Genomic DNA, 19838 nt, shown 5'->3' with positions numbered 1-19838 from the left:
CGGATACTCGCTCGGGAGGCGGTGCCCGCGTCGTTAGACTCGCGGCCGTGATCGACATCAGGCTGCTCCGGGAGGACCCCGACACGGTGCGCGCCAGCCAGCGCGCCCGCGGCGAGGACGAGGGCGTCGTCGACGCCGTGCTCGCCGCCGACGAGCGCCGTCGCTCCTCCCTCACCGCCTACGAGCGGCTGCGGGCGGAGCAGAAGTCGATGGGCAAGGACGTCGCCCGCGCCCAGGGCGAGGAGAAGCAGGCCCTCCTCGCGCGGACGAAAGAGGTCGCGGCCGAGGTCAAGCGACTCCAGGCCGACGCCGACGACGCGCAGGGCGAGCTCGACCGGCTCCTGCGGAACATCGGCAACGTCGTGGAGCCCGAGGTCCCGGTCGGCGGCGAGGACGACTACGTCGTGCTCGAGGAGGTCGGCACCCCGCGGGACTTCGCCGCCGAGGGCTTCGAGCCCAAGGACCACCTCGCGCTCGCCGAGGGGCTCGGCGCGATCGACATGGAGCGCGGCGCGAAGATCTCCGGCTCGCGGTTCTACTTCCTCACCGGGGCCGGGGCGCGCCTCGAGATGGGCCTGCTCCACCTCGCGATGCAGAAGGCGATGGGCCTCGGCTTCGTCCCGATGGTGACGCCGACACTCGTCACGCCCGAGGTCATGGGGGGTGCGGGGTTCCTCGACCACCACGCCGACGAGGTGTACCGGCTCGAGGCGGACGACCTGTACCTCACCGGTACCTCGGAGGTCGCGCTCGCCGGGTACCACGCGGGCGAGGTCGTCGACCTGTCGAAGGGTCCGGTCCGCTACGCCGGGCAGTCGACGTGCTACCGCCGCGAGGCCGGCTCGTACGGCAAGGACACCCGCGGCATCATCCGGGTGCACCAGTTCAACAAGATCGAGATGTTCGTCTACTGCCGTCCCGAGGACGCCCAGGCCGAGCACGAGAACCTCCTGCGGATCGAGCAGGACATGCTCGCCTCGCTCGGGCTGCCGTACCGGGTCATCGACACCGCGGCCGGCGACCTCGGTGGGCCGGCCGCGCGCAAGTACGACTGCGAGGCGTGGGTCCCGACCCAGGGCCGGCACCGCGAGCTGACGTCGACGTCGAACTGCACGACCTTCCAGGCGCGCCGGCTGAACACCCGCTTCAAGGGCGAGCAGGGCAACGAGGTCGCGGCCACCCTCAACGGCACGCTCGCGACGACGCGCTTCCTCGTCGCGATCCTCGAGAACCACCAGCAGGCCGACGGCTCCGTCGTCGTCCCCGAGGTGCTGCGCCCGCACGTCGGCCTCGACGTGCTCACCCCGGTGCGCTGACGCCGTCCGGACGCGCCGGGTGCGCGGTCCCGAGCCCGCTCCGTGAACCCGAGCCCTCTGCAGCAGGCTCGTCACGGGGCCGACGGCTCGCCGGCGACCCGACGGCTCGGCATCGCGATGGGCGCCGTCGTCTCCGCTCGTGTGGAGGATCTCCGGGGTCAGGACCCCCACGATCCTCCACCCGGGCGCAGCCGACTGGGCGTCCGCGTGCGGGGCGAGGCGGTCTCCGTCCCTCGGGGGAGGGCCGGGCGCGTCCAACCGACCTACCCTGGGACGCATGCCTGTCTCCCTGGCCGCCGAGGCGGCGCGCGTCGGCCGCTGGTTCGGCGTGGACGACCCGTGGGAGCGTCCCCGCCCGGCGATCGGCCGGGCCGACGTCCTCGCGGCCCTCGCGCTCGAGACCCTCGGCCTGGTCTCCCTCGAGCTCGTCCGCTCGATCGGGGTGCTCGACGACCTGACGCAGCCCTGGTGGGTGCAGTGGATCGCCGTCTCCACCGGGGCCGTCCTCGTCCTGGGACGCCGCCGCTACCCGCTGGTCGTCGCCTCCCTCGCCGCGGCCCACATGGTCGTCGTCGGGGTCTCGATGCCGGTCGTCATGGGCCAGATGACGCTCCAGGCCGTGTACTTCGTCGCGATCCTCTCGGGGGTGGCCTGGGCCCGCGACCGGCGGTGGATGCTCGTCGTCGTCGGGACGATCCTCGTCGTGATGTTCACCTGGATCGGGCTGCAGTTCGCCATCGGCAACGCGATCCAGGACTTCGTGGACTCCGAGGACGCGGGCGAGCGGTTCGGGCTCATCGGCCAGCTCCCGGCCGCGGTGCTCATGACGCTCGTCGTCAACGCCTTCTACTTCGGCGGCGCGATCGTCGTCGGCCAGCTCATGTGGCGCAGCGCGCGTCACCGGGCCCTCCTGCTCGACCAGTCGACGACCATCGCCGAGCAGGCCGACGAGCTGCGCACCCGGGCCGTCACCGAGGAGCGCCTGCGGATCGCCCGCGAGCTGCACGACGTCGTCGCCCACCACGTGTCCGTCATCGGCATCCAGGCCGCGGCCGCACGCCGGGTCATGGGCCGCGACACCGAGGCGACCGCGACGGCCCTGTCGGGCATCGAGGCCTCGTCCCGGGACGCCGTGACGTCGATGCGCGGTCTGCTCGGCACGCTCCGCGAGGTGGAGCGGCCCAGCGCCCCCACCTCGCGTGCACCGCAGCCGGGCTTCGGCGAGATCGACGCCCTCGTGGCCTCGGCGACGACGGGGGCGCGGCGGGTGTCCTTCGACCTCGTCGAGTCCGAGCCCGGGCTCGCGGCGCGGGTCGTCGCCCCGCTGCAGCACTCGGTCTACCGGACCGTCCAGGAGGCCCTGACGAACGTCGAGAAGCACTCGACCGCGGGCCGGGTCTCGGTCGTGCTGCGGCTGGAGTCCGGGGCCCGCGGCCACGTCGAGCTCGAGGTCGTCGACGACGGCCGCCCGCGGGTCGGTGCCCCGTCGAGCGGTCTCGGCCAGCTCGGCATCCGCGAGCGGGCCGCGTCGCACCGGGGGGCCGTCGAGATGGGCCCCCGCGCCACCGGCGGCTACCGGGTGCGGGTGCGGTACCCGTGGAGCACCGCCGACCCGGAGGCCACCGCACCCGACCGGGCCCAGCCGATGGCCGACGCGACGCCGGGGCCGGCATGAGCGGCGACCGCCTGCGCGTCCTCGTCGTCGACGACCACGCGATGGTCCGGTCCGGCTTCACGATGATGCTGTCCGTCGAGGACGACCTCGAGGTCGTCGGGCAGGCGGCCAACGGCGCCGAGGCGGTCGTCGTGGCCCGGGAGACCCGCCCCGACATCGTCCTCATGGACGTCCAGATGCCGGTGCTCGACGGGATCGAGGCGACCCGGCGGATCGTCGCCGAGGACCTCGGCCGGGTCGTCATCCTGACGACCTTCGACCGGGACGACTACCTCTTCGACGCCCTGCGCGCCGGGGCGAGCGGCTTCCTGCTCAAGAACGCCGAGCCGGAGCAGCTCGTCGACGCGGTCCGGGTCGTCGGGAACGGCTCGGGCATCCTCGCCCCGGAGGTGACGAGCCGGGTCATCGAGCGGATGGCGGCCGAGGGCCCACCGACGTCCCGCACCCCGCCGCCGGGCCTGGAGCGGCTCACCGAGCGGGAGCGGGAGGTGCTCGGCCTCGTCGGGCGCGGCCTGTCGAACGGTGAGATCGCCGGCCGGCTCTTCCTCGGGGAGGCCACCGTGAAGACGCACGTGTCGAACCTCCTCGCCAAGCTCCAGGTCCGCGACCGGGTGCAGGCGGTCGTCCTGGCCCACGAGTCGGGGCTCGTCAGCGCCGAGGACTGAGGGGCGCGCCCCGGGCGCCCGGGACCGCGCCGACCGGCCGGGTCCCCGCGTGTCGACCCCGGGCCGGCCCGGACGCACCCGAGCCCCCGGGGGCAGAGGTGCCGGGGGCTCGGGGCGTGACGACCCAGGACGGGCCGGGAGGTTCCTCAGTACTCGAAGCAGGTGAGGAACTCGAAGCTGTCGCGGGCGAACTCGGCGTCGGCGGGCGCACCGTCGCGCTCGACGACGTAGAGCTTCACGTGACCCTGGGCGGCCTCGAGGATCGGGCCCCACTCCATGTCGCCCTCGCCGACGTCGCCGGGGATGCCCCGGGCGTCGCCGTTGAGGTCGCCGTCCTTGATGTGGAGCAGCTCGACGCGGTCGCCGTACTCCTCGAGGAGCGCGACGACGTCGGCGCCCGCGTCCTGGGCCCAGAACGTGTCGAGCTGGAAGGTGACGTACCGCGGGTCGGTGTTCCGGACGAGCGCCTCCCAGGCGGTCATCGTCTCGCCGGTCTCCGGGTCGGTCACGGTCGTCGTGAACTCCCACTGGTGGTTGTGGCCGAAGAGCTTGCCGGTGCCGTTCTTCACCGACCGCTCGCCGAGCTCGTCCATCGACTCGGCGGTCGCGATGACGTCGGCCCACGTGCTGCTGCCGTCCCGGGCGATCCCGGGCGACGGCCAGCCGCCGGAGCCGACGTACTTGTGGCCGAGGTCCTTCGCGTACTCGAGCGTCGCGTCGAACGAGTCGGCGTTCACCCCGCCGTGCGAGCTCGGGGCCTTGAGCTTGTACTCCTTGAGGAGGCTGCGCAGCTCGTCGCCGGAGTAGCCGCCCCACGGGTTGGGGCCGAAGGCGAAGGGCTCGATGTTGCGGTAGCCGATCTCCTGGAGCTCGGCGAGGACCGGCTCGATGCCGACCTGGTTCGTCCAGCCGAAGTAGCTGAACATCTGGATCGAGATCTTGCTCGCCGGGACGCTCCGGCCGGAGCAGTCGGCCGCGGACGCGGCGTTCCCGCTGCCCGGGGCGGCGGAGGCGGGGGCGACGGCGGCGGCGAGGCCGGAGGCGGCGAGCGCGGCGGCGGCGAGGCCGGAGAGGGCGCGCGTGCTGGTGCGGGACATGGGTCGTACTCCTTCGGACGACGCCGTCCGGGTCGGCTCCCGGACGGCTTGCGTGGCTCCGTCGACGGTGCCCCGTCGGGTGCGGCACGTCCGGGGCTGAGCCGGGGTGTCACGACGACGGCGTCGACGTGCTCACCGTAGGGAGTCTTTTGACCGTAGGTCAAGCAAAAGTTGACCGCATCTTGACCCGAACCGCCGGACGCGAGCCGCGACCCCGGCTGGTCATCGCGGCCGGTGGTCACCGCCCGCGGCCGGTGCCGTCCTGGGGGCGGCGCCCGGGGTGGGTCATCTCGGAGGGGGAGGTCCGACCCGCCCGTGGGGGGATCCGCCACGCGCCGGGCCCACCTAGCGTCGGGTCCATGTTGGAGATCAGGAACCTCACCCGCCGGTTCGGCGGCGTCACGGCGGTCGACGGCGTGACGTTCGACGTCCCCGCCGGACAGCTGACCGGGTTCGTCGGCGGCAACGGCGCGGGCAAGACGACGACGATGCGGATGGTCATGGGGGTGCTCGGCGTCGACGGCGGCGAGGTGCTCTGGCAGGGCCACCCCGTCACCCCGGAGGACCAGCGCCGCTTCGGCTACATGCCGGAGGAGCGCGGCCTCTACCCGAAGCAGCGGGTCATCGACCAGCTCGTCTATCTCGCCGAGCTCAAGGGGATGGGTCCGCGCCCGGCCCGGGCCGCGGCCGAGGAGCACCTCGAGCGGCTCGGGCTCGGCGGGCGGGCGACGGACCGGCTCGAGGCGCTGAGCCTCGGCAACCAGCAGCGCGTCCAGGTCGCGGCCGCGCTCCTGCACGACCCGGTCGCCCTCGTGCTCGACGAGCCGTTCTCGGGTCTCGACCCGGTGGCCGTCGACTCGATGGTCGACCTGCTCCGCGAGCGGGTCGCCGGCGAGGTCCCGGTCCTGTTCTCCAGCCACCAGCTCGACCTCGTCGAGGCGCTCTGCGACCGTCTCGTCATCCTCTCCGGGGGCCGGGTCGTCGCGACCGGCGCCGTCGAGGACCTGCGCTCGCAGGGCCCCCTGCGCTACCGCGTCCGGCTCGACGCCGACGCCGGCTGGGTGCGCGACCTGCGCGGCCTGCACGTCGTCGACGTCGACGGCCCGCTCGCCCTCGTCGAGGTCGTGGACCCCGGCGGTGAGCAGGCCCTCCTGCGCGAGGCGACCCGCCGCGGCGCCGTCCACGAGTTCACCCCCGTCCGCCCCGCGGTCGCCGACATCTACCGGGAGGTGGCGGCCTGATGACCGCGACGCACACCCAGACCCCGACCGCGACGACGCCTCGCGAGGTCGTCCCGGCGCCCCGCTCGGCGTGGGTGACGGTGGCCCGCCGCGAGATCGTCGTGCGGCTCACCGACAAGGCGTTCCTCGGCGGGACGCTGCTCACCCTCGTCCTCATCTGCGGCTTCATGGGCTGGCAGGTGTGGGACTCCTCGCGCACGTCGAGCTACACGGTCGCGACGACCCAGGACGACACCGTGATGGGCGAGCGGCTCGCCGCGGAGGCCTCCGGGATCGACGAGGGCGTCGCCGTGCGGTCGCGCGCCGTCCCGGACGCCGCCACGGCGCAGGACCTGCTGCGCGCGGAGGAGGTCGACGCCTGGCTGCACTCCACCGACGGCGGCTGGGTCCTCACCACCCTGGACAGCGCCGAGGGCGGTCTCACCCGGGTGACCCAGGACGTCGTGCGCTCGGCGGCCCTCGAGGACCAGGCGGCCTCGTTGGGGACGACGGCCGAGGCGCTCGTCGAGGGCTCGACCGTGACGACGGAGTTCCTGCGCGGGGACGTGGAGCGCTCGCAGCTGGCGCAGGGGGTGTCGTTCGCCTTCGCGTTCCTCTTCTACATCGCGGCGCTCACCTTCGGGTACGTCATCGCGAACAGCGTCGTCGAGGAGAAGCAGTCGCGTGTCGTCGAGATCATCGCGACGTCGATCCCGGTGCGGCAGCTGCTCGCCGGCAAGATCGTCGCGACGACCGTCATCGCGATGGTGCAGATGGCGCTGTACGCCGTCGTGGGACTCGTCGGCCTCAGCCTCACCGAGTACTCCGAGCTGATCTTCGCCGTCACCGGACCGGTCGCGTGGTACCTCGTCTTCTTCGTCGCCGGGTTCGTCGCGCTCGCGGCGCTGTGGGCGGTCGCCGGCGCCCTGGCCTCGCGGGCGGAGGACGTGCAGAGCACCGGCACGCCGCTGCTCATGATCGTCCTCGGGGTGTTCTTCGGGTCCTTCTTCCTCGACGGTCTGGCCCGCACGGTGGCCTCGTTCGTGCCGCCGTTCTCCGCGGTGCTCATGCCGGCGCGGATGCTCGACGGGGACGCCGTCTGGTGGGAGGCGGTCGTGGCGCTCGCGATCCTCCTCGCGACGGCGGTGGTCGTCGTCCGGGTGGCCGAGCGGCTCTACCGGCGCTCGCTGCTCCAGACCGGTGGGCGGCTGTCGATCCGGCAGGCGTGGTCCTCCCCGGAGTGACCCGGCGCGGATGTCCGGCGGGTGCCCGGGGTGTCCGACGGGTGGTCGTGGGCAATCGGCGCGAGGAGGGTTTGCTCGACCAGGTGGTGCGTGTAAGGTCAGCCTTACCTAAGTAAGCCTGACCTCACTGCAGGAGTCCATCGTGCCATCCCGCCGGAGGCTGCTCGCCGCAGCCCCCCTCGCCGCCGCCCTCGCCCTCGGGGCCTGCTCCACCGGTCCCACCACCGAGTCGTCCGGAGGGGCCGGCTCGGCGGAGCCCACGGTGGCCGCCGACGCGTTCCCCGTCACGCTCGAGCACGCCTACGGCGAGACGACGGTCGAGGAGCAGCCGACGCGCATCGCCACCGTGGGCTGGGCCGACGCCGACACCCTCGCGGCCCTCGGGATCGTCCCGGTCGGCGCCCCGGAGATCACGTGGGGCGGCAACGACGCGGGCTCGACGGACTGGTTCGACGCACAGGTCGAGGAGCTGGGGGCCGACGCCTCCGGGATGACCCGCTACGACGACTCGGCGGGCATCCCGTTCGAGGACATCGCCGCCACCACGCCCGACCTCATCCTCGGCCTCAGCTCCGGGGTGAGCGAGGAGGACTACGACCGGCTCTCGCAGATCGCGCCGACCGTCCCGTGGACCGAGGCGGCCTGGGGCACACCGTGGCAGGAGCAGGTCGAGGTCATCGGCGAGGCGGTCGGGATGTCCGAGCAGGCCGAGCAGCTGCGCGCCGACACCGAGCAGCTCATCACCGACGCCGTCGCCGCCAACCCCGAGATCGAGGGCACCTCGGCCGCGTGGGCCTGGTTCACCCCCACCGACCTGTCGACGATCGGGCTCTACACGACCTCCGACCTGCGCCCGCAGATGCTCGAGGAGTTCGGCTTCGAGCCCTCGCCGACCGTCGTCGAGCTGAGCGAGCAGGACCCGTCGGCCTTCACCGCCAACCTCTCCGCCGAGCGCGCCGCCGACCTCGAGGCCGACGTCGTCGTCTTCTACGCCGAGGAGGGCGCCGGCGCCGAGGAGCTGACGGCGAACCCGCTCGTCGGTCAGATCCCGGCCCTGCAGGACGGTCACTACGTCGCCTCCGCCGACAACGCGGTGGCCCTGTCGATGTCGCTCCCGAGCCCGCTGTCGGTGCGCACCGCCGTCGACGACTTCCTGCCGAAGCTCGTCTCCGCCGTGAACGGCGAGCCGGCGGAGTGACGACCACCGCGACGCGTCCGACCCGGCCCGCCCCCCTCACCGGGGCGCGGGCCGGGTCGGCGCGCGTCGCCATGCCGGTGGCCGTGGGGGGTGCCGTCGTCGTCCTCGCGCTCGCCGTCGGCGCCTCGGTCCTGCTCGGCGTGCAGTCCCTCGCGCCGGGTGCGGTCCTCGACGCCGTCGTCGGGTCCTCGGCCGACGCGCGGACCGACGCGATCGTCGACTCCCGGGTCGCCCGGACCCTCATCGGCCTCGTCGTCGGGGCCGCCGTGGCGCTGAGCGGCGTCGTGCTCCAGGGCCTGACCCGCAACCCCATCGCCGAGCCCAGCATCCTCGGCCTCAACTCCGGCGCGGCCCTCGCGGTCGTCCTCGGCATCCGCTTCCTCGGGCTCGACGACGTCACCGGGTACGTCCTCGCCGCGATCGTCGGCACCGTCCTCGTCGCCGCCCTCGTCCAGTCCCTCACGATGCTCGCCCCGCGCTCGAGCGCGCCGGTATCGATGGCGCTCGCCGGCGCCGCCGTCATGGCCCTCGCGCAGAGCCTCATCGGGGCGGTGCTCGTCACCGACCGGGGCTCGCTCGACAGCTTCCGGTTCTGGCAGGTGGGCTCGGTCGCGGGCCGGGACGCCGGCGGCGTCCTCGACATCGCGCCCGTCCTCGTCCTCGGCGCCCTCCTCGCCCTGACGGCCGGGCCGACGCTCAACGCCGTCGCGCTCGGCGACGACCTGGCCCGCGGCCTCGGCCAGCGGGTCGTCCTGCACCGGGGCCTCGCGGCCGGAGGGGCCGTGCTGCTCGCGGCGGGCGCCACCGCCCTCGCCGGGCCGATCGCCTTCGTCGGGCTCGTCGTCCCGCACCTCGTCCGTGCCCTCGTCGGGGTCGACCACCGCCGGGTGCTCGTCCTCAGCGCCCTCCTCGGCCCGGCGTTCGTCGTCCTCGCCGACGTCGTCGGGCGCCTCGTCTCCCCGCCGTCGGAGATCCAGGTCGGCATCGTCTGCGCCGTCGTCGGTGCCCCCGTGCTCGTCCTCGTCGTCCGCCGGGTCAGGGGGATGTGATGACGGCCGCCACCCGCCCGACCGCGCCGACCGCGCCGACCGCGCCCGCCGCCCCCCGGTCCACCGCCGACGCGCTCGCCGCCGCCCGCCGTGGGCCCCGGCGCCGGCGGGCCGTCGTCGTCGGGGTGCTCCTCGTCCTGCTCGTCGCGCTCGTCCTCGTCCGCGCGCTGCTCGGCGACTACCGGGTCTCGTTCGTCGACGCGGTCCGGATCATCGGCGGCGCCGAGATCCCGGTCGCCTCGTTCATCCTCATGGAGTCCACGCTGCCGCGGGCCGTCATGGCCGTCCTCTGCGGCGCCGCGTTCGGCGCGGCCGGCGGGGCGTTCCAGGTCATGCTGCGCAACCCGCTCGCGAGCCCGGACATCCTCGGCCTGACCCTCGGGGCCAGCGCCGCCGCCGTCGTCTCCGTCGTCGCCCTCGGGCTGCGCGGCACCCCGGTGACGGTGGCGGCCCTCGGCGGCTCCGTGCTCGTCGCGCTCGTCATCCTCAGCCAGGCCGGCGGGGGCGGCAGCGCCACCGGGCGGATGGTGCTCGTCGGCGTCGCGCTCGCGGCGGGGCTGTCGGCGGTCGTGCACTGGATGCTCGTCCGCTCGAGCATCTACCAGGCGCAGGAGGCCCTCGTCTGGCTGAGCGGCAGCCTCAACTCCGTGACGTGGACCGACATCGGACGGCTTCTCGTCCTGGACGCGTTGCTGCTGCCCGTGCTCCTGGCCCTGTCCGGCCGGCTGCCCGTCCTCGTCCTCGGCGACGACCTGGCCGCCGCCCTCGGGGTGCGTGTCCCCGCGCTGCGGATCGGGGTGACGCTCCTCGTCGTCGCCCTCGTCGCCGCGGCCACGGCGGTCGTCGGGCCGATCGCGTTCGTCGGGTTCCTCAGCGGGCCCATCGCCCGGCGCCTCGTCCCCGGCCGCCCGTCCGTCGGGATCGCCGCCCTCGTCGGCGCGGTCGTCGTCGTCGGCGCCGACCACCTGTCCGCCTACGCCGTCCCCGACACCGCGCTGCCGGTCGGGCTCGTCACCGGACTGCTCGGCGCGCCCGTCCTGCTCTGGATGCTCCGCACCCGCTCGACCCCGGAGGGCCGATGACCGTGACCGAGACCGACCAGCCCACGACGGCGCACCCGGTGCCCGCCGGTGGGGACGACCGCCCCGCCGCCCGGCTGCGGACCGACGCGGTCCGGCTCGGCTACGGCGACCGCGTCGTCGTCGACGGCGTGAGCCTCGACGTGCCGACCGGCCGCACCACCGCAGTCGTCGGACCCAACGGCTGCGGCAAGTCGACCCTGCTCCGCGGGCTCGGGCGGCTGCTGCGCCCCGTCGGCGGGTCCGTGCTCCTCGACGGCGACGAGATCGGCACCCTGTCGACGCGCGAGGTGGCTCGCCGGGTCGGTCTGCTGCCCCAGCAGCCCGTCGTGCCCGAGGGGGTCACCGTCCTCGAGCTCGTCGAGCGCGGCCGGCACCCGCACCACGGCCTGTTCCGCACGTGGGGCCGGGCCGACGAGGAGGCGGTCGCCGCGGCGCTCGAGCGGACGGACCTCGTCCACCTCGCCGGGGTCCCGGTCGACAGCCTCTCGGGCGGCCAGCGCCAGCGGGTGTGGCTGGCCCTCGTCCTCGCCCAGCAGACGCCGGTCCTCCTCCTCGACGAGCCGACGTCCTTCCTCGACGTCGCGCACCAGCTCGACGTCCTCGACCTCGTCCGCGGCCTGTCCGAGGACGCCGGCAGCACGGTCGTCATGGTCCTGCACGACCTCGGGATGGCCGCCCGCTACGCCGACCACCTCGTCGCGATGCGGGACGGCGCGATCGTCGCCGAGGGGCCGCCCGGCGAGGTCGTGACCCCCGCCGTCGTCGAGGAGGTCTTCGGCGTCTCCGCGTCCGTCCTCACCGACCCCGACACCGGCACCCCCGTCGTCGTCCCGCGACGCCGGGTCCGCCCCGAAGGAGCCCACCGATGAGCGTCGCCCCGCCCCGCCCCGAGCGGGTCACCCTCGCCACCCCCGTCGCCCGCGCGGCCCCCGAGCAGTTCCGGATGCGGGTCGCGGCCGTCGCGGACCTCGGCGGCGGGATGCGCCGGGTGACCTTCGAGGCGCCCGAGCTCATGGCCTTCCGGCCCGTCGGCCCCGACGAGTACTTCGGCCTCATGATGCCGCGCCCCGACCGCCCGCTCGTCCTCCCCGGGCCCTCGGGCGGCAACGTCCGCGCGGTCATCGCCGACCTGCCCGAGGAGCAGCGCCCCGACCTGCGCTGGTACACGATCCGGCGGCACGACCCGGCCCGGGGCCGGATGGACGTCGACATCGTCACCCACGGCGACGCCGGACCGGGGTCGGCGTGGACCTGCCGCGCCCGCCCGGGCGACGAGGTCGGGTTCCACTGCGGGGGTGCCCTGTGGCGCGGTGGCGACACCGACGCCCGGAAGCTCCTCGTCGCGGACGAGACCGCGCTCCCGTCGGTCGCCGGGATCCTCGACGTCGCGGGCGGTCCCGACGCGGTCCGCCGCGGGGACCTGGAGGTCCACGTCGAGGTCGCCGACCCGGCCGTCCTCGCCGGGTACGACCTCGGCCCGGCCCACGTCCACGTCCGGCGGCACACGCCGGGCAGCGCCGTGCTGCCCGCCCTGCGCGAGCGGCTCGCCGACCTCGTCGACGTCGGCTACGCGTGGGCCTGCGGGGAGGCCGACCTCGCGGCCGACGTGCGCCGCCTCCTCGTCCGCGAGGCCGGGATGGACAAGCGGGACGTCCTCTTCTGCAGCTACTGGAAGCTGGGCCAGCCGCGCGGCTGAGGCGGGGACCGTCGAGTCCGCTCGGCGCGCCGTCGAGGGGCCCGCCCGCCGGGCGCGTCCACCGCGCGTTCACCCGGAGTCGGTAGCGTCCGCGGTGATGACTCCTCCGCTCATGGTCTGCCTCGACATCGACGGCACGACCGTCGACCACGACGGCCACCTCCACGACCCCGTCCGGGACGCCGTGCAGGCGGTCCGCGACGCCGGTCACGTCGTCGTCCTCGCCACCGGCCGGGGCGTGCTCGGCACCCTTCCCGTCCTGGACGCCCTCGGCATCGTCACCGGCTACGCCGTGTGCGCCAACGGGGCGATCACCCTCCGTCTCGACCCCGACCTCGAGACCGGCTACGAGGTGCTCGAGGCGGTGACCTTCGACCCGGCCCCCGCGCTGCGGGCGCTGCGCGAGGAGTTCCCGACGGCCCTCGTCGCGGTCGAGGAGGTCGGGACCGGGTTCAAGGTCTCGGCGCCGTTCCCGGACGGCGAGCTCGACGGCACCCCTCGGGTCGTGCCCTTCGAGGACCTCATGGCCCGGCCCGTGACCCGCCTGACGATCCGCGACCCGGAGGGCACCGACGAGGACTTCCTCGCCGGCACGGAGCGGATCGGGCTGCACGGCGTCGAGTACGCCATCGGCTGGAGCGCCTGGATGGACATCACCCCCGAGGGAGTCTCGAAGGGGGCCGCCCTCGAGACGGTGCGCCGGCGGCTCGGCGTCGAGCCGTCCGCGACCGTCGCCGTCGGCGACCAGCGCAACGACCTCGAGATGCTGCGCTGGGCCGCCCGGGGGGTCGCGATGGGCAACGCGCCCGACGAGGTGAAGGCCGTCGCCGACGAGACGACGGACCACGTCGACGACCACGGCCTGGCGCCCGTCCTGCGCTCGCTGCTCCCGGGCTGACCCGTCCCCGAGGACGGGCACTCGACGCGGTGTCCTCGCTGGTGGCAGGGTGTGCGCATGACCAGCGCCGATGTGAACCGGGCCACCCGCGAGGCCAACGAGAACCCCGTCGTCGAGTACGGGGCTCGGGCGGGCTTCGCCGTCCTCGGCCTCCTGCACCTCCTCATCGGCTGGATCGCCCTGCGCGTCGCGTGGGGTGGTGGCGGCGGGAACGCCGACCAGGGCGGGGCGCTGAGGTCCCTCGCCGGCAACACCGGCGGTGCCGTTGTCCTGTGGATCGGGGTCGCCGGCTTCGCCCTCCTCGCGCTGTGGTCGATCACCGAGGCGGTGCTCAGCCGTGGCGAGACCTCCGACCGGCTCAAGCACGTGGCCAAGGGCGTGACGTACGGCTTCTTCGCGGTCTCGACGTTCCGCATCGTCGCGCTGGGCTCCGGCGGCAACAGCGAGCAGCAGACCCAGGACGTCACGCAGCGGCTCATGGGCAGCCCCGGTGGCCAGGTCCTCGTCGGGATCGTCGGCCTCGTCATCCTCGGGATCGCCGGGTACCACGTGTACAAGGGCTGGAAGAAGAAGTTCCTCGAGGACCTGCAGCAGCACCCGGGGACCTGGATCGTGCGCGCCGGGCGGATCGGCTACATCGCCAAGGGTGCGGCGCTCGCCATCGTCGGCTTCTTCTTCCTCATCGCTGCCTGGCAGTCCGACCCCGACGACGCCAAGGGCCTGGACGGCGCGCTGAAGTCGCTCAAGGACATGGCGTTCGGGCCGTACATCCTCACTGTCGTCGCGCTCGGCATCGCCGCCTACGGCGTCTACTCGATCGGGCGCGCCCGCTACGCCAAGCTCTGAGCGTCCGGCTCCTCGTCGGCCGAGGACCGTGCGGTCGCCGCATCGCCGGACGGAGCGTCGTCCTCCTCGGTGCGTAGCCAGCGCCACGCGAGGAACGCGCACACGACCCCGTTGACGATGCCGGCGAGGACGTCGGAGACGTGGTGCGCGCCCCGGTACACGCGGGCGAACGCCACGAGCGGCGGGACGATCAGGCAGAGCACGACGACCGCCCGGCGGGCCGCGAGGTTCTCGATCCGCGTCGCGTAGAGCGCGAAGGACGTCCACACGGCCGTCGCGGCGCTCACGTGCCCGCTCGGGAAGCTCGCGGTCGGGGGTGTCGGGTCGAGGCGTTCCACGTCGGGCCGGTCCCGGCCGACGACCGCGGCCGAGCTGACGAAGACGAGCGACTGCAGCGTGATGGCCAGGAGGGGGACCACGGCGTACCACCAGCGTCGTGTCCGCCACATGACGACGCCGGTCCCGAGCGCGGCGATGCCGATGACGACCGGGGTGTTGCCGAGCGAGCTGAAGAGATGGGTCACCGCCTCGCCCGTCGGGGTCCGCTGCTCCTGCAGCCACCAGACGAGGTCGTCCTCGGGCTCGGGGTCGCCGAGCACGTCGACGAGGAGCAGCCCGAGGGCGCACATCAGGGCGAAGAGGCCCGCCGCGGGCAGGATCGAGCGGACGACGAGGTCGCGCAGGGCCTGCCGTGCGGGGGGAGGCGAGGACACGCCGTCCCAGCGGGTGAGCGTGGACATCAGGACTCCCGGTGCTGTCGGGGGCGGGCGGTGGACGCGTCGTCGACGGGGCCACCGTCGGACTCCTCGCGGGTGCTCGACGGGGTGGCGTCGGGGTCGTCGACGACCTCGGGCCGTCGTGGGGACCAGCCGACGAAGCCGGCGAACGAGGCGAGGGCGAGCCCGGCCCCGGTGACGACGCCGACGGTGACGTCGCTCGGGTAGTGCACGCCGAGGAACATCCGGTCGGCCATCGTCACGGCGACGAGGACGACGGCGGCCGCGACGAGGACCCCCCGCAGGAGCCGCCGGGTGACCAGCGGCCAGAGGAGGATCACGACAGTCGTCGCGAAGGCGGCGGAGTTGAGGGCGTGGCCCGAGGGGAAAGAGTAGCCCGGGGCCTCGGAGACCGGGTCCTCGATGACCGGCCGGGCGCGCTGGAAGACGTACTTCGCCCCCAACCCGACGACCCAGGACGCCATGAGCGTGCCGAAGGCCCACCAGGCCCGGGTCCGCATGCCGCGGCGCAGCCAGGCCCAGAGGCAGAGCAGGGTACCGAGGGTGTGGAGGAGGAACGGCTGGGTGACGAGCTCCCAGACGTGGGCGGCGTCCAGGAGCCAGGGGTTGTCGACGGTGATGCCGACGAGGGTGCCGACCGCGTCGTCGTCGAAGGAGATGAGCGGGTCCCAGCGGCTGCGGACGAGGCCGCCGACCCCGAAGAGGACGGCGGCGGTGACGAGCGCGAAGACCGCGGCGCGTCCGACCCGGCGGCGTCGCTCCTCGGCAGGGCTGGGGGCGTCGCTGCTGGTCATCGCCCTTTTCTACCGCACGGGACTCCTGGCGTTCACCCTCCCGTCGCCGGGACGTCCCCGGCTGCGGCCCACGCCGGCTCGGGGCGGGCGACGTGGACGACGTGGGATGCTGGGCCCGCCATGGCCGAGCTGCACGTGACGTCGACGACGAACCCCCGCCTCAAGGCGGTGACGGCGCTGCGCCGACGCCGGGTGCGCGAGGAGCAGGGCCTCACGGTCGTCGACGGGTACGAGGAGCTGCGGCTCGCCGTCGACGCGGGGGTGGTGCCGCGCACGCTGCTGCACTGCCCCGAGCTCATGCTCGACCCGGAGCGCATGGGTGGGCTCGTCGACGAGGCGCGGGCGCTCGGCGCGACGACCGTCCGGTGCAGCCGGGCGGCGTTCGAGAAGGTCGCCTACCGCGAGGGCCCGGACGGTGTCCTCGGTGTCGTCCCGGTGGCCGGGGTGCCGCTGGCCGACCTGCGGCTGCCTGCGGACCCGCTCGTCGTGCTCGTCGAGGGGCTCGAGAAGCCGGGCAACCTGGGCTCCGTGCTGCGCACCGCCGACGCGGCGGGGGCGTCCGCGGTCGTCGCGGCCGACCCCGTGACCGACTGGGGCAACCCGAACGTCGTCCGGGCGAGCAAGGGGACGGTGTTCTCCGTCCCGGTGGCGACGGCCGGGCTGCGTGAGGCGCTGGGCTGGCTCGAGCGTTCGGGGATCCGGCTCGTCGCGACGACACCGGACACCGACCGGGTGCACACCGCGGCCGACTACCGGGGCGCGGTCGCCATCGCCGTCGGGGCCGAGAAGACCGGTCTCACCGACGCCGCGCTCGGTGCGGCGGCCGAGCGGGTGCGCATCCCGATGGCCGGCCGGGTGAACTCCCTCAACGCGGGCGTCTCGGCCGGGGTGGTCGTCTACGAGGCGGTCCGGCAGCGCTCGTCGTGAGGCCCGTGTGACGCCTGGCTCCTCGAGTGTCGGACGTGAACCACGGTCCGGGGGCTGTGTCAAGTGGGGGGTTCGCCGTGTGGGACCATGATGCGCATGCGAGTTGACCACGTCGTCTACGCGGCCGAGCACGATGGCGTCCACGCCACCGCGGAGCGCCTCGCCAAGCTCATCGGCGTCCGGCCGGTCGACGGCGGTGTGCACCCCCGCTTCGGGACCCGCAACGTCATCCTGCCGCTGGCCCACGAGCGCTACGTCGAGGTCGTCGAGGTGCTCGACCACCCCGCCAGCGACAAGGCCCCCTTCGGCCAGGTCGTCCGGGCCCGGTCCGAGGCCGGCGGCGGCTGGCTCGGGTGGGTCGTCACGGTCGACGACCTCGCCGAGCAGGAGCAGCGCCTCGGCCGCAAGGCCGTCGAGGGCAACCGCACCCGGCCGGACGGCGTGAAGCTCAGCTGGCGGCAGATCGGGATCAAGGGCCTCCAGGCCGACCCGCAGCTGCCCTTCTTCGTCTCGTGGCAGGACGGCCCGCACCCCTCGTCCGACGCGGACACCGACGTGACGATCGACTCGCTGAGCATCGCCGGCGACCCGGACCGGGTTCGCGACTGGCTCAACCTGCCGGCCGACTACACCTCGTCCGTCATCAAGTTCTCGTTCGTCTCGCCGCACGGCACGCCGGGCCTGATGTCCGTGACGTTCGCGACCCCGCAGGGCCCCGTCGTCGTCTGACGCCCTCCCTCACCTCGACCGGCCGCCCCGCTCCTGCGGGGCGGCCGTTGTCGTGTCGGGGTGGCCGTCGCCGTTTCCCCGATGGCCGGCCGACCCGATTGATCCTGCCGACCGGCGGACCCCACTGATCCTGCCGACCGGCGGACCCCACTGATCCTGCCGACCCGCGGAAGACCTCTCCGACCCCTGTCGACCTCGCCCGATCGGTGCGACCTCGCCCAGAGGAGGCGCCATGGCGCACCGGCTGGGCGAGGGCGACATGACCCAGCGAGGTCGACGTGACCCAGCGATCTCGCGCCGAGCCGGCGACGTCGCCGGGAGTGGGAGAGGTCTCCCCGTCAGCGGGGGCCGGACCAGCGGCGCAACCGCAGGCTGTTCGTCACGACGAGGACGCTCGAGGCGGCCATCGCGGCACCGGCGACCATGGGGTTCAGCACCCCGGCGACGGCGAGCGGGATGGCGGCGACGTTGTAGCCGAAGGCCCAGCCGAGGTTCTGCCGGATCGTGCGCAACGTCGCCCGCGACAGCCCGATCGCCTCGACGACCGCCGGCAGCTCGGCTCGCATGAGGACGATGTCCGCCGCGTCGGCCGCGACGTCGGTGCCGCTGCCCATCGCGATCCCGAGGTCGGCCTGGGCGAGCGCCGCGGCGTCGTTGACGCCGTCGCCGACCATCGCGACGACCCGCCCTCGGGACTGCAGTTCCGCGATCGTCGCGTGCTTGTCGGCGGGCCGGACGTCGGCGATGACGCGGCCGACCGGGATGCCGACGTCGCGGGCGACGGTGAGCGCGGCGCGGTCGTGGTCCCCGGTGAGCAGGTGCACGGCGAGCCCGGCGTCGGTCAGCTCGCGGACCGCCCGGCCGGAGCTGCGCCGGACCGTGTCGGCGACCGTGAGTGCGGCGCGGGCCGTGCCGCCCCAGCCGACCCAGACGGTCGTGCCCTCGGCCCGCGGGCGGCCGATCTCCGCCGGGACGCTGTCGAAGAGGTCCGCGCGACCGACGACGACCTCGGTGTCCTTGATCCTCGCCCGCGCCCCGGCGCCGGGGAGCGCCTCGAAGTCCTCGATGTCCGGGACGTCGAGCGAGCGGGCCCGCGCGGCAGCGACGACGGCGAGGGCGACGGGGTGCTCGCTGCCGTTCTCGACGGCGGCCGCGGCCCGCAGGGCCTGGTCCTTCGGTAGCCGTCCGGCGGTGGCGACCTCGACGAGCGACATCTCGCCCGTCGTCACCGTCCCCGTCTTGTCGAGGACGATCGTGTCGATGCGGCGGGTGTCCTCGAGGACGTCGACGCCCTTGACGAGGATGCCGAGCCGCGCCCCACGACCGGTCCCGACGAGCAGCGCCGTCGGCGTCGCGAGCCCCAGCGCGCACGGGCACGCGATGACGAGGACCGACACGGCGATCTCGAGGGCCCGCGCGGCGTCGCCCGCCCCGACCCACCAGCCGACGAAGGTCAGCGCCGCGACGACGAGGACCACGGGGACGAAGACCGCCGACACCCGGTCGGCGAGCCGCTGGACGGGGGCCTTGGACGTCTGCGCCCGCTCGACGAGCCGGGTGATCCCGGCGAGCGTCGTGTCGGCGCCGACCCGCGTGGCCTCGACGACGAGCCGACCGGTCGTGTTGACCGTGCCGCCGGTGACCTCGCTGCCGGGGACGACGTCGACCGGCTGGGACTCGCCGGTGACGAGCGAGGCGTCGACGGCACTGCGCCCGTCCCGCACGACGCCGTCCGTGGCGACCTTCTCGCCGGGCCGCACGACGAAGCGCGCCCCGACCGGCAGCTGCTGCACGGGGATCCGCTGCTCGGTGAACGCCCCGGTCGAGGGGTCCTCGCGGAGCACCGCGACGTCCTTGGCGCCGAGGTCGAGCAGGCCGCGCAGCGCGTCGCGGGTGCGGTCCGTGGCGCGGGCCTCCATCCACCGGCCGAGGAGGAGGAAAGTCGTGATGACGGCGGCCGTCTCGAACCAGATGTGGCTGCCCTCACCCGACATGCCGCTCGCGGCGTTGCCGGTCAGGACGACGACGAGCGAGCTGAGGTACGCGGCGAGGACGCCGAGCGAGACGAGCGTGTCCATCGTCGACGCGCCGTGGCGGGCGGTGATCGCGGCGGCGCGGTGGAACGGGTAACCCGCCCAGAGCACGACGGGGGTGGCGAGGACGAGCTGCACCCACTCGGAGCGGGGGACGTCGACGCCGGGGACCATCGCGAGGACGACGATGGGCACGGTGAGCGCCGCGGCGCTCAGGGCGCGGTGGCGCAGGTCGTCGACGCGAGCCACCTGGTGGCCGGGGGTCGCCTCGGCGTCCTCGTCGAGGGCCCCGGGAGCACCCGCGTCGCCCGTGCCGTCGACGTCGTCCGAGGGGTCCGCGCCGGCGGAGCCCGTGCCGGCCGCGGACCCGGGCGCCGCCCCTGCGTCCCCGCCGAGCACCTCGGCGCCGTAGCCGGTCCTCTGCACGGTGGCGAGGATGTCCTCGACGGTGAGCGCGCCGGTCCAGCGCACGGTGGCCTTCTCGGTGGCGAGGTTGACGCTGGCGTCGACCCCGTCGAGGCGGCCGAGCTTCTTCTCGATCCGGGCGGAGCAGGAGGCGCACGTCATCCCGCTGATGGCGAGGTCGACCTCGTGGACCTCGTCGGACGGCTCTGCGGCGGTCTGGGTCATCG

At 74.3% G+C, this 19838-nt stretch carries 18 protein-coding genes; 14 read left to right on the top strand and 4 right to left on the bottom strand.

What is annotated here, in order from left to right:
- The first annotated feature begins 47 nt into the window (after positions 1-47).
- The 3 genes from serS to KC207_RS13210 all read left to right on the top strand — a co-directional run bounded on the left by serS (position 48) and on the right by KC207_RS13210 (position 3656).
- Positions 48-1316 (top strand): serine--tRNA ligase, encoded by a 1269-nt coding sequence (serS, locus tag KC207_RS13220; protein WP_211603762.1) that lies wholly within the window; start codon positions 48-50, stop codon positions 1314-1316.
- A gap of 277 nt (positions 1317-1593) precedes the next feature.
- Complete coding sequence (locus tag KC207_RS13215) at positions 1594-2991, top strand: sensor histidine kinase (RefSeq protein ID WP_211603760.1); 1398 nt, start codon at positions 1594-1596, stop codon at positions 2989-2991.
- Positions 2988-3656, top strand: coding sequence for a response regulator (locus KC207_RS13210; RefSeq protein ID WP_211603758.1), 669 nt, complete (start codon positions 2988-2990; stop codon positions 3654-3656). Before KC207_RS13215 ends, KC207_RS13210 begins: the two co-directional genes overlap by 4 nt.
- Positions 3657-3802: 146 nt before the next feature.
- Here the strand turns inward: KC207_RS13210 and KC207_RS13205 are convergent, their stop codons facing one another.
- Complete coding sequence (locus KC207_RS13205) at positions 3803-4753, bottom strand: sugar phosphate isomerase/epimerase family protein (RefSeq protein WP_211603757.1); 951 nt, start codon at positions 4751-4753, stop codon at positions 3803-3805.
- 359 nt (positions 4754-5112) lie between these two features.
- Here KC207_RS13205 and KC207_RS13200 point away from each other — a divergent pair, with 359 nt between their 5' ends.
- The 9 genes from KC207_RS13200 (at position 5113) to KC207_RS13160 (ending at position 13986) form a co-directional block, all read left to right on the top strand.
- A complete protein-coding gene (locus KC207_RS13200) occupies positions 5113-5994 on the top strand; it encodes an ABC transporter ATP-binding protein (protein ID WP_211603755.1) in 882 nt (293 codons plus the stop codon).
- Complete coding sequence (locus KC207_RS13195) at positions 5994-7217, top strand: ABC transporter permease (protein WP_211603753.1); 1224 nt, start codon at positions 5994-5996, stop codon at positions 7215-7217. The genes KC207_RS13200 and KC207_RS13195 overlap by 1 nt, the downstream gene beginning before the upstream one ends.
- A 142-nt stretch (positions 7218-7359) precedes the next feature.
- Positions 7360-8415, top strand: a complete 1056-nt coding sequence (locus KC207_RS13190) for an iron-siderophore ABC transporter substrate-binding protein (protein ID WP_211603751.1) — start codon at positions 7360-7362, stop codon at positions 8413-8415.
- A complete protein-coding gene (locus KC207_RS13185) occupies positions 8412-9464 on the top strand; it encodes a FecCD family ABC transporter permease (protein ID WP_249138737.1) in 1053 nt (350 codons plus the stop codon). Before KC207_RS13190 ends, KC207_RS13185 begins: the two co-directional genes overlap by 4 nt.
- Positions 9464-10546 carry a FecCD family ABC transporter permease gene (locus KC207_RS13180; protein WP_211603749.1) on the top strand — a complete coding sequence of 361 codons (1083 nt, stop codon included), beginning with the start codon at positions 9464-9466 and terminating at the stop codon, positions 10544-10546. The genes KC207_RS13185 and KC207_RS13180 overlap by 1 nt, the downstream gene beginning before the upstream one ends.
- Entirely contained in the window at positions 10543-11415 is an 873-nt protein-coding gene (locus tag KC207_RS13175; RefSeq protein WP_211603747.1) for an ABC transporter ATP-binding protein, read from the top strand. The genes KC207_RS13180 and KC207_RS13175 overlap by 4 nt, the downstream gene beginning before the upstream one ends.
- Entirely contained in the window at positions 11412-12242 is an 831-nt protein-coding gene (locus KC207_RS13170) for a siderophore-interacting protein (RefSeq protein ID WP_211603746.1), read from the top strand. Before KC207_RS13175 ends, KC207_RS13170 begins: the two co-directional genes overlap by 4 nt.
- 97 nt (positions 12243-12339) lie before the next feature.
- Positions 12340-13140 carry an HAD family hydrolase gene (locus tag KC207_RS13165; protein WP_211603744.1) on the top strand — a complete coding sequence of 267 codons (801 nt, stop codon included), beginning with the start codon at positions 12340-12342 and terminating at the stop codon, positions 13138-13140.
- 57 nt (positions 13141-13197) lie between these two features.
- Positions 13198-13986 carry a DUF1206 domain-containing protein gene (locus KC207_RS13160; protein ID WP_211603742.1) on the top strand — a complete coding sequence of 263 codons (789 nt, stop codon included), beginning with the start codon at positions 13198-13200 and terminating at the stop codon, positions 13984-13986.
- On the opposite strand, the gene KC207_RS13155 is transcribed toward KC207_RS13160, so the two are convergent.
- Together KC207_RS13155 and KC207_RS13150 are read right to left on the bottom strand one after the other, a co-directional pair.
- Positions 13971-14726: a phosphatase PAP2 family protein gene (locus KC207_RS13155; protein WP_211603731.1), complete on the bottom strand. Its 756-nt coding sequence runs from the start codon at positions 14724-14726 to the stop codon at positions 13971-13973. The genes KC207_RS13160 and KC207_RS13155 overlap by 16 nt on opposite strands.
- Entirely contained in the window at positions 14726-15517 is a 792-nt protein-coding gene (locus KC207_RS13150; RefSeq protein WP_211603729.1) for a phosphatase PAP2 family protein, read from the bottom strand. The genes KC207_RS13155 and KC207_RS13150 overlap by 1 nt, the downstream gene beginning before the upstream one ends.
- 120 nt (positions 15518-15637) lie before the next feature.
- Here KC207_RS13150 and KC207_RS13145 point away from each other — a divergent pair, with 120 nt between their 5' ends.
- Both KC207_RS13145 and KC207_RS13140 read left to right on the top strand, forming a co-directional pair.
- The gene (locus tag KC207_RS13145) at positions 15638-16444 is read left to right on the top strand and encodes a TrmH family RNA methyltransferase (protein ID WP_211603727.1); all 807 of its coding nucleotides are present in this window, start codon (positions 15638-15640) and stop codon (positions 16442-16444) included.
- A 96-nt stretch (positions 16445-16540) separates the two neighbouring features.
- Positions 16541-17173: a VOC family protein gene (locus KC207_RS13140; protein ID WP_211603726.1), complete on the top strand. Its 633-nt coding sequence runs from the start codon at positions 16541-16543 to the stop codon at positions 17171-17173.
- A gap of 338 nt (positions 17174-17511) precedes the next feature.
- On the opposite strand, the gene KC207_RS13135 is transcribed toward KC207_RS13140, so the two are convergent.
- The gene (locus tag KC207_RS13135) at positions 17512-19836 is read right to left on the bottom strand and encodes a heavy metal translocating P-type ATPase (protein ID WP_211603724.1); all 2325 of its coding nucleotides are present in this window, start codon (positions 19834-19836) and stop codon (positions 17512-17514) included.
- Positions 19837-19838 lie beyond the last annotated feature (2 nt).

It is taken from the genome of Phycicoccus avicenniae (assembly GCF_018139485.1).
Lineage (GTDB): Bacteria > Actinomycetota > Actinomycetes > Actinomycetales > Dermatophilaceae > Phycicoccus > Phycicoccus avicenniae.
This window is presented reverse-complemented; position numbering and strand designations above follow the sequence as displayed.